We start from the raw sequence: 10,080 nt of genomic DNA, 5'->3' as shown, positions 1-10,080 counted from the left end.
TACACCTCGGCGTACTCACGGCGCAGCGCCATCAGACCGGGCATCTCGTGCTCGGCCAGCCGGATCTCCTTGCGGCCGAACTCGGCCTGCGAGAGGTCAGCAACCGCGAAGTCGACGCCGTTGCGAATTTGCAGCCTTTCGGCAGTCATCGAAGGTCCTTCCAGGCACGATGGGTTACAAGCGACCCTACCGTCCGCCACGCCGATCCTCCGGGGTCTCCGGCAGATCCGCGCGAATGCACCACTATGGCCGGACCGCTTCATGAGGAGGTTCCGTGCTGATCCCAGGCCCGGACACACGTGTCGTCGAGCTTCGGGTGCACGGAGTGCAGGGCACGACGCCGCAGTCGCTGGTCGACGCCGTCGCCGCCGTTGACGTGGCCGGAGACGGCGTCGGGCGCATCGTGCGGCCCGCCGACCGGCTGCGCCGCCCGGCACCGGGCCCGATGCTGCAGGCCGACGGCAGGCCGGTGCCGCGCGTCGTCGAGGGCTACATGTGGGGCGGGATGACCTCCGGCGGCTGGGCGAAGGCGACCTGGGCGCTGCTGTTCCCGTTCAGCCTGGCCAACGTGGCGCACTGGATGCTGCCGCCGGTCCCCGAACGCCTGCCCGCGCACGTCGTCGGCCTCGGGCTGCGATCGTTGCTGCGGGTGTTCGCGCTGCTGCTGACCCTGCTCCTGATCGCGCAGGTGTCCGTGATCAGCATGGACCTGGTCGCCGGCCAGTGCCTCGCGCCCGGTTCGGCCTGTCTGAAGAGCGTGCCGCTCGACGTGCGCTCGCTGCCGTGGCTGCGGTCTTCCGTCGCGTTCCTCCCGGTCGTCCTGCTGATCTTCGTGCTCCGCAGGGTGTCCCACGTCGACTGGCGGATCGAACGCCGTGAGCTCGCCATCGCGTCCGAAGAGGAGCACCAGGAGCCGTCCGGCCTGCCCGGCGCGCACGTCGCGACCGACCCGGACACCCCTTCGCTGCGCACTTTGCACATCGTGGCTTCGCTCGCCGTGGCCTGTTTGATCGCGCTGGGCGGGCCGCTGCGACAGCTGGTCGTGCCCGCGGGCGGCCTCGGGCTCGCGCTGACCGTCGCGTGGGTCGCGTCGCTCGTGCTGCTCGGCATCAGCGTGCTCGGCGTGCTGCTGCTCGACGACCCGACCGGCGGCCAGCCGCACCGCGGTGGCCGCTGGCTGCGCGCGGCACTCGCTCCCGCACCACGGCGCGTGCTGTTGGTGTTGTCGCTGCTGCTGGTGGTCGTCTCGGTCTTCTTGTTGAAGCAGCTGCCTTCCCGCGTGCACGGCGCGGACACGACCGTGCAGATCGTGGCTTCCCTGATGGCTTTCGTGTCCGTCCTCTTCGGACTGCTGTTGATTCCGGCCGCTCTCCTCGCTCGAGGCTCCTGGAAGTCGTTGCCACGCGAGCTGCGGCCGTGGGCCGGTGGCTGGATGGCGGCGCCGATGATGGCCGTGGCAGGCCTTCTGGGTGGCGGTTTCGGCGCCGGTGTCGCGCTGACCGTGCGCAAGGCGCTGGGCGCCGGGATGGTGCTGCCGCGCGGGTACGACTACATCACGCTGCTGTGGGGCGTCGCCGGTGTGCTGGCCCTGCTGTGCGCTCTGGCCGTCGCTTCGATGACGGGTGCGTTGCGGTGGCGCGCTTTCCGCCGCGGCAAGCTGTGGGCGCGCGAAGCGTCTTTACTGCACGCGGGCCGTCCGCGCGACCTCCGCTCGGCGACGCGCGCGTGGTGGTGGGCGCGCTGGGAACGCAACCACGGCCACCAGATGCTGATGATCGTCGCCTTCGTCCTGGTGGCCGGCACGGTGCCGGCCGCGTGGCTCCGCTTGCGCGAGGTCGACCCGGTGTCGTGGGTGCGTCCTCTGTCGGCCGTCGGCGTTGGCGCTCTTGGTTTTCTGGCCGTGTGGCTGCTGCGGGCCGTGTACCTGGCGGCTCGGGAGCCCGAGTCCGGCCGTCGGCTCGGGATCATGACCGACCTGGCCGGGTTCTGGCCGCGTGAGGCGCATCCCGTTGTGCCGCCCTGCTATGCGCTGAAGGTCGTGCCCGAGCTGGTGTCGCGCGTGCGTGACCACCTGCGTGATCCGGGGACTCGGGTCGTGCTGTGCGGGCACAGTCAGGGCTCTTTACTCGTTGCCGTTGCCGCTGCCCGGTTGCTGGAGGAGCTGCCTCCGCACGACCGGGAGCGGATCGGGCTCGTGACCGCCGGGTCGCAGCTGCAGTGGGCCTATCCGCGGGCGTTTCCCGCTGTGGTGCCGCATGCTTCGCTGGCCCGGCTGGCCGGTGGGTTGGACGGGCGGTGGCGGTCGTTGTGCCGGGGCACCGATCCGCTTGGTGGGGCCGTCATGACGTGGCAGCGGCAGGTTTACGACGGGATGTTGCTCGGGGTCGGGTATCGGCCTGACGGGTCCGAAGGGGCGTTGTCGCCTGCTTTGCGCGGGCCTACCGGGGCTCTTGTTCTGGGTGGGGATCACTGGTTGCCTGATCCGCAGCGGGGGCCGTTTCCCGGGCGGCGGTGGGCTTCCGGGGTGCGGGCGCACTCCGACTACACGTCCGATCCCGAGTGGGACCGGGCTGTCGCGATCGCGGCCGGGCTCGCTCAGGTCGACTCCCCCGACGGTCCGTCGTTGCCCACTGCCCGGCGTGCGCCGACCGCGGTTCCGGACGGGCAATGACGAGTGCGGCAGAAGACGGGTACCGGCGTGTCCGGCCCGTGTCCGACCGGCCGATCAGCAGCGACGACGAGGACTTCCTCGGCTACGCGTCCTATGCGGCCGCACTCGTCGAGCTGATCAGCGACGCGCGCACCGAGACCCCGCTGACCATCTCCGTGCAGGGCCCGTGGGGTTCCGGCAAGACCTCGCTGATGCGCCTGGTGGAGCGGAAGCTCGAGAAGAAGACCATCGTGGTCTGGTTCAACGCGTCGCTGCACGAGGACGCGCCCAAGCCGGGTGTCGCGCTGGCGAGCGCGGTGGTCAAGAAGATCAACCCGTACCGGCGCTGGTGGCGAAGGCTGATCGACCCGGTGGCGACGTCGCTCGTCTCACCGGCGTCGGGGTGGCGCCGCCAGATCCTCATCGGTGTCTTCTCCGGGATCCTCGCGGGCGCGGTCGTCGCGCTGCCGTCGAGCCGTGAGCTGCTGCAGGCGATGGCGGGCAACGCGGCCAAGCCGATCGGGACGGGCGGCATCGCCACCGGAGCACTGCTGACCGCCCTGTTCTGGTTCGCGGTGAGCAGGATCTTCAACACGGCCAGCGCGTTCTCCCGGTTCGTCGCCAGTCCCCGCGAGGAAGCGGCTCGCGGCGGCATGGACGCCGTGCGCACGGAGCTCGCGAGGCTGGTCAGCCAGGCCCTGCGCGGGAAGCGGCGGCTGCTCATCGTCGTCGACGACGTCGACCGCGGGTCGGGCGGACGGGCGATGGAGCTGTGCGACGCGGTCGGCAAGCTGCTGGACCACGAGGGGGTGGTCGCGGTGCTCGTCGGCACGCCGCACGCACCGGACCTCACCGCGGTGCAGCAGGACCGGAAGTACCTGCAGCGCCTGGTCCAGCTCCAGCTGCGGCTCCCCGAGGGCGAGCCGGACGCCATCCGCGCGATGGTCAGGCGCACCCTGACGAAGAAGCCGTCCAGCCACCTGACGAAGTCGCAGCTCCTCGCGAAGGTGCGGGCGTTCGGCCGGCGGGCCAACCTGTTCAGCGCGGGCGTCCAGCGGCCGGCTCTGGTCGACTACGCGATCGCGAGTGGTTACGCGGTAGCGGTCCTGCTCGTGGCGTTCCTGATCCGCACGTTCTTCCTGGGGTGAACCGGTGAGCGCACTGCACGTCCTGCTGGCCGCCGACGGCGGTCAGATCGCGGCCGACATCAGGAACTTCGCAGCACCGCTGGCCGCGGTGATCATCGGCGTGATCGGGTTGAAGTACCTGTTCGGTGAGAACAAGAGCCTGGCCGGCTTCATCGGGTTCCTCTTCCTGGGCTTGACCGTGTTCGCGTTGATCAAGTGGGGTGACGGGATTCTGGACGGCCTCGGTGACACGTTCCGCTCGTGGGTCGACGCGGAGCCCATCACCGTCGTCCTGCCGCAGTTCTCCGACTACCTGCTGGCACTCGGTGCCGCGGTCGCGGTGCTGGTCGGTGGTGGTCTGGCGAGAGCGAGAAGGGCGGCGCGCGAGAACGCCGACCCCGTTGTCGAAGAGCTCATCGAGGCCGCCGAGAAGGGTGACGAGGAAGCCCGGCAGCGGCTGGCACGGCTGCGCGAGGAGCCGGTGCTGATGGACCGCGCCGAGCAGGTCGCCCTGGAGTGGATCCCCACCAACGCGCGCGAGGCCAAGCGGCTGGTGAACCAGGTCCGGTTCGCGATGCTCGTGATGTCGAGCCGCGGCCTGCTGGCGAAGGAGTCGCCGGTGACTCCTGAGCACGTCGCGAAGTGGGTGCTGCTGAACGAGAAGTGGCCGGACCTGGTCGAGCGAATCGTGCGCAACCCGGACGTGCTGGGTCAGCTGGAGCGCGAGATGGGGGACGGCGAGTCCGAGCAGCGCAGCTTCCTGCTGTCGTCGCCACCGCTCCGCCCGGTGATCAAGGAACTGCTGCACGTGCTGCCGCGCGGCGCGACGTCAGACGGGGAAGTGGCTACCCAGTAGGCCGTCCGCCACCTCGGTCCGGCCTGTCTCGGCGAGCAGGCCCGCCGGGGCGAGCACGTAGTTCTCGTCCACGGTGACCCGCGCGGTGCGCAGGATCGGCCGGAGAACCGGGTCGGCGCGCAACGCCTCCTCCACGACCGCGACGGACGGCGCGTGCCGGAACACCCCGCCGGACAGGACGAGGAGCCCGGCGCCCTGCGGCCCCAGCTGGTCGTCGACGAGGCGCAGGTGCCTGCGAACGGCCAGGATCGCGGCCAGTGAGGCGAGTTTCAGGTCCACCGACGGCTCGTCGGGGATCCAGGCCACGTCCTCCGCGCGTTTCCGCGCCTCGCCTTCGAGTTCTGTCGCGTCCGTGATCAGGCGTTCGGCCAGCGCCTCGGCCACGACACCGGGCGCGGACCAGCGCATGCCGAGGTCGCCTTCGACGGTGCGCCGGTCCGGTGGCAGGGCGACCGTCCGCTCCAGTCCCTCGGAGTCCACAGTGGACACCGCTGAGTAGACGTCCGTCGTGGCGCCGCCGACGTCGACGACGACCACCGCGCCTTCACGGTCCTGCGCGGCGAGCCTGGACACGCCGGCCAGCACCGCGTCCGGCGTCACGGCGCGCACCAGGTTGCGGAAGCGCGGGCCGCGCGACAGGCCCTTGCCGCCGATCACGTGCTGGAGGAAGGCGGAGCGGATCGCGCGGCGGGCAGGGTCCGGGTTGAGCTCGCCGACGTCGGGCAGGACGTTCGCCGTCGCCTCGACCTTGCGGCCGGACAAGATGTCCAGCGCCTCTTCTTGCGCGGACGCGTTGCCCGCGAGCACGATCGGCATGGCGACCTTGGCCAGTCTTCTGGCGTTGTCGAGCAGCACAGACTCGTCGCCGCCGTCGGTGCCGCCGACGAGAAGTACCAGGTCGGGGCGTGAGTCGCGCAGGGCGCGCACGTCCACCGGTCCGGCGGACACGAACACCACGCGGGCGCCCGCCGAGAGCGCCACGCGGTACCCGGCCTCGGCGCTCACGACGCGCTCCTGACCCACCACCGCCAGCCTGAGGCCGCCGCCCGCCGACGAGCACGCCAGGATCTCGTCGTAGGGACCGAGCGACGCGCCGAGCGCGTCGATGCCGTCCAGCACCTCGCCCTGCGTCGTCGGGTGTTGCGCGGTCGCCACCAGCTCGCCCGTTGGGGACAGCAGGGCGCCCTTGGTCCACGTCGACCCGACGTCGAGGCACAGAATCACCTGGCACAAGCTACCTGCACGAAGCGCACGTGCCGGTAATCCTCACCCTGCCGAGGCGCTAGATGTCGGCCTTGTCGCGCACGACCTCCATCCACGTCCCGAGCGACTCCAGTTGTTCGGGCGAGAAGAGGTCGATCAGGAAGGTGCGCACGGTCTCGACGTGGCCGGGTGCGGCCGACTCGAGCGCCGACTGGCCGGACGGCGTGAGCACCGCGACGATGCCGCGCTCGTCGGACTCGTGCGGCTCGCGCCGCACGAGTCCGGCCTGCTCGAGCTTGCCGATCTGGTAGGTGAGCGAGCTCTTCGACACCACCACGCGGCGGGCGAGCTCGGTCATCCTCATCCGGTGGTCGGGTTGACGCGAGAGCACGACCAGCACGTTGTACTGCGCGTGCGACAGGCCCGAGTCGCGTTGCAGCTGCTGCTCGATCTGCCGTTCGAGGAGGTGGTACGCCTGGACGAAGTTGCTCCAGGCGAAGCTCTCCTCATCAGACAGCCATCTCGCGTCACCCATGCACCGGACCCTAGTTGGTGTACAGCTGCTCCGAGGGCACGACTTGCTGCGAGAGGTTCGGGCTGGACCAGTTGAGCTTCATGAAGGCCTCGCCCTTGGTCTCCGCGAACTCGACCTTGATGGCGTACTTCCGCCCGGCCTGCAAGGCGATCGTGCCCTTGTCCAGGCGCACCTGGTGCGGTGCCGAGGCGTCCACGACCAGCTTGCCGTCGACCCAGACCTTCGCGAGGTCGTCGGACACCGTGGTGAACGTGTAGGTGTCGCTGAATCGTGGTTGGACGAAACCACTCCAGCGCGCGGAGAAGTTGTCCGGGCCGATGGTCGTCGCGGGCGAACCGTCGAAGCGCCAGGCGAAGTTGATCGACGGCTCCACGCGGCGCACCGGTGTGCCGGTCCAGTTCGCCGTCGGGAAGTACTCGGCGGCCAGCCCCGTTCCCGTTCCCACCGGAGCGGCCTGTTCGCCGCGGACGGTCAGCTCGATCACCGACGCCACGTCGTTCGTCTTGGCGCCGCTGGGTTTCACGTCGAAGCCGTCGCCCGCCTTCGTCACGGACACGGTCTGCGGTGAGCCCAGCACGCGGGCCGACAGCACGTCGAAGTTCTCCAGAACCTTGAGGTGCAAGGAGTTCGCCCAGTCGTACACGGACAGGTAGACCTTGTCGCCCTTCTGCGACACCGCGCCCCACGCCGGGTCGGCGACCCAACCGGACGCACCGGCGCCGTAGACGGCGCTGCCGTGCGAACCGAGCCAGGAACCCATGGCGCGCAACCGATCCGCTTCACCGGCCGGGATGCGGCCGAGCTTGTCCGGGCCGACGTTGAGCAGGTAGTTGCCGCTGCGGCTGGAGATGTCGATCAGGTTGCGGGTCAAGGTCTTGCTGTCCTTGAGCTTCGTGTCCCACTTGGCGTAGCCCCACTTGGTGGGGATCGTCATGCAGGACTCCCACAGCTGGCCCTCGATCGGCGCCGACGGGAACGTCTGCTCGGGCGTGCCGAAGTCACCGTCGACGACGCGTCGTTCCTTCACGCCGGGAGCGCGCTTGGAGATGCGGTTGTTGATCAGCATGTCCGGGGAGGCCGAGCGCAGGAACGACTCCAGCTCCGCGCCGTCCTGCTTGGTCCACGGGTTGGCCGGGTTGTTGGTGTCCCAGTCGCCGTCGAACCACAGCAGCGCCGGGTCGTAGTTGTCCATCAGCTCGACCAGCTGGGCGCGCATGCGGGCCTTGTAGCGGGAGAAGTTCGCGGTGCTGCGCGCGTCCGGGTCGTGCCAGTCCCACGTCGAGTAGTAGAGGCCGAACTTGATGCCCTGGCGGTCCGCCTCGGCCTTGAGCTCCTTGAGGACGTCGCGGGACTTGTCGAACGACGAGTGGTCGCGCAGGCTCCACTTGTTGACCTTCGTGGGCCACATCGCGTAGCCGTCGTGGTGCTTCGACGTGATCACGATGTACTTCTGGCCGGCCGCCTTCGCGGTGCCGACGATCGCCTTGGGGTCGAACTGGGCCGGGTTGAAGTTCTTGACGAGCTTCTCGTACTCACCGACCGGGATCTTGCACTTGTTGAAGATCCACTCGGCGTCCTGGCAGGTCGACCCGTCGGACCTCTTGTACTCGCCCTCGAGGTGCGAGTAGGCGCCGAAGTGGATGAACATGCCGAACCTGGCGTCCCGGTACCAGCTCGTCCGCTCCGATGTAAACGGATCATCGACCGCGTGGTTGGTACCGGGACCGGCCAGTGGCAACACCATCAGCAGTGCCGTGAGCAGGGCACCGAGCATCTCCGCTCCTCCTTGAGCTCATGGCGGCACCCAAGAGCTTGGAGGAGCAGAGATCCGATGTCTAGGGCTCTTCGTCGCGTTTGATGACGGGCTCGGCGTGCACCGCCGCCTGTCCGCGCTTGCCGAGCACCGAGTTGCGGCGGCTGTAGGCGAAGTACACGACCGTGCCGAGCAGCATCCACACGATGAACCGGACCCAGGTGAGCGCGGTCAGGTTCAGCATCAGCCACAGGCAGGAGAGGATCGCGAGGATCGGCACCAGCGGCACGAGCGGCACCTTGAACCCGCGCGGCAGGTCGGGACGCGTCTTGCGCAGCACCAGCACACCGCCGGACACCAGCACGAACGCGAACAACGTGCCGACGTTGACCATCTCCTCCAGCTTGCCGGCCGGGAAGAAGCCCGCCGCGATCGCGACCAGCACGCCGACGATGGCGGTGATCTTGACCGGGGTGCCGTGCGTGCCGGTCTTCGACAGGCCGCGCGGCAGCAGACCGTCGCGCGACATCGCGAACAGCACGCGGGTCTGGCCGAGCATGAGCACCATGACGACCGTCGTCAGACCCGCCAGCGCGCCGACCGAGATGACCGTCGCCGCCCAGTCCACGCCGTTGTCCGAGAACGCGCTGGCCAACGTGGCGCGCGTGCCGTCCGGCTGGGTCTTGAGCTTGTCGTACGGGACCATGCCGGTGATCACCAGCGACACCGCCACGTACAGCACGGTGACGATCGCGAGCGAGCCGAGAATGCCGCGCGGCAACGCCTTCTGCGGGTTCTTGGTCTCCTCGGCCGTCGTCGCGACGACGTCGAACCCGATGAACGCGAAGAACACCAGGCTGGCCGCCGCGAGGAGACCGAGCACGCCGTACGTGCTGCCGCCGTAGCCGGTGATCAGCGAGAACAGCGACTGCTCCAAGCCTGATCCGGCGGTGCCGCCCTCGGCGGCGGGCGGGATGTACGGGCTGTAGTTCTCGGCCTTGATGTAGCCGATGCCGAGCACGATCACCAGCAGCACCACGGCGACCTTGATCGCGGTGATCACCGCGCTGACCCGGCTCGACAGCTTCGTGCCGACGATCAGCAGCACGGTGAGTCCGCCGACCAGCAGCAGCGAGCCCCAGTCGACGTCGATGCCTCCGATCACGGCCGTCGTCTTGACCTCGATGCCCATCTGCTTCAGCACCGTCTGGAGGTAGATCGACCAGCCCTTGGCGACCGCGGCCGACCCGACCGCGAACTCCAGCACCAGGTCCCAGCCGATGATCCACGCGACGAACTCGCCGAACGTGGCGTACGAGAACGTGTACGCGCTACCCGCGACCGGCACCGTGCTCGCGAACTCCGCGTAGCAGAGCGCCGCGAGCGCGCACGCGATCGCGGCGAGCACGAACGCCAGGGAGACACTCGGGCCCGCCAGGTTGCCCGCCGTGCTGGCGGTGAGCGTGAAGATGCCGGCACCGATGACCACCGCGACGCCGAAGACCGTCAGGTCCCAGGCGGTGAGGTCCTTGCGGAGTTTGGTGTCCGGCTCGTCAGTGTCCGCGATGGACTGCTCGATCGATTTGGTGCGCCACAAACCGTTCCCCGGCACGTGTCCTCCTTGAGCTCTGACCCGTTCGGCCCACCCTAGAGGTACACCTTCCAGCGATCGGCCACACCATCTCGCCGCCCCACCCATTGTTGATCTTTATGAAGGGAGCATTCATCAACCTGAGCTTGATGAATGCTCCCTTCATAAAGATCAACCGGCGCCGGTCAGGGTTGGCGCGGCGGCCTCGATAACCCGTCGCCGCCCCGCCGGACGCGCCCTAGGTGTATCTGGCCAGGACGTTGGTAGCGGCGGGCAGGTGTTGACGTAAGGAGAGCCTCCGGCTGGGGTGTGGCTTGTCTAGGACCCACACCAGCCGGAGGCTCTCGTGTCTCACCGTAATGCCC

At 69.1% G+C, this 10,080-nt stretch carries 8 protein-coding genes; 3 read left to right on the top strand and 5 right to left on the bottom strand.

What is annotated here, in order from left to right; translation table 11 throughout:
* On the bottom strand, nucleotides 1–149 hold a 149-nt coding region (locus FKR81_RS42755; RefSeq protein WP_146361288.1), incomplete at its 3' end, for an adenosylhomocysteinase.
* 125 nt (nucleotides 150–274) lie between these two features.
* Between FKR81_RS42755 and FKR81_RS42750 the strand changes: the two genes are divergently transcribed.
* The 3 genes from FKR81_RS42750 to FKR81_RS42740 are packed head-to-tail and all read left to right on the top strand — an operon-like array spanning nucleotide 275 to nucleotide 4,633.
* On the top strand, nucleotides 275–2,671 hold the full coding sequence (locus tag FKR81_RS42750) for a hypothetical protein (protein ID WP_186763518.1): 2,397 nt from the start codon (nucleotides 275–277) through the stop codon (nucleotides 2,669–2,671).
* Nucleotides 2,668–3,798, top strand: a complete 1,131-nt coding sequence (locus FKR81_RS42745; RefSeq protein WP_146361286.1) for a KAP family P-loop NTPase fold protein — start codon at nucleotides 2,668–2,670, stop codon at nucleotides 3,796–3,798. The genes FKR81_RS42750 and FKR81_RS42745 overlap by 4 nt, the downstream gene beginning before the upstream one ends.
* Before the next feature lie 4 nt (nucleotides 3,799–3,802).
* The gene (locus tag FKR81_RS42740; protein WP_146361284.1) at nucleotides 3,803–4,633 is read left to right on the top strand and encodes a hypothetical protein; all 831 of its coding nucleotides are present in this window, start codon (nucleotides 3,803–3,805) and stop codon (nucleotides 4,631–4,633) included.
* Here the strand turns inward: FKR81_RS42740 and FKR81_RS42735 are convergent.
* The 4 genes from FKR81_RS42735 to FKR81_RS42720 all read right to left on the bottom strand — a co-directional run bounded on the left by FKR81_RS42735 (nucleotide 4,607) and on the right by FKR81_RS42720 (nucleotide 9,736).
* Complete coding sequence (locus tag FKR81_RS42735; RefSeq protein WP_186763517.1) at nucleotides 4,607–5,857, bottom strand: glutamate mutase L; 1,251 nt, start codon at nucleotides 5,855–5,857, stop codon at nucleotides 4,607–4,609. The genes FKR81_RS42740 and FKR81_RS42735 overlap by 27 nt on opposite strands.
* Nucleotides 5,858–5,915: 58 nt before the next feature.
* The gene (locus FKR81_RS42730; protein ID WP_146361280.1) at nucleotides 5,916–6,371 is read right to left on the bottom strand and encodes a MarR family winged helix-turn-helix transcriptional regulator; all 456 of its coding nucleotides are present in this window, start codon (nucleotides 6,369–6,371) and stop codon (nucleotides 5,916–5,918) included.
* Nucleotides 6,372–6,381: 10 nt separating this feature from the next.
* Entirely contained in the window at nucleotides 6,382–8,145 is a 1,764-nt protein-coding gene (locus FKR81_RS42725; protein WP_146361278.1) for an alpha-L-fucosidase, read from the bottom strand.
* Between the two features lie 61 nt (nucleotides 8,146–8,206).
* A complete protein-coding gene (locus FKR81_RS42720; RefSeq protein WP_146361276.1) occupies nucleotides 8,207–9,736 on the bottom strand; it encodes an amino acid permease in 1,530 nt (509 codons plus the stop codon).
* Between the last annotated feature and the right edge of the window lie 344 nt (nucleotides 9,737–10,080).

The organism is Lentzea tibetensis (assembly GCF_007845675.1).
GTDB lineage: Bacteria > Actinomycetota > Actinomycetes > Mycobacteriales > Pseudonocardiaceae > Lentzea > Lentzea tibetensis.
This window is presented reverse-complemented; position numbering and strand designations above follow the sequence as displayed.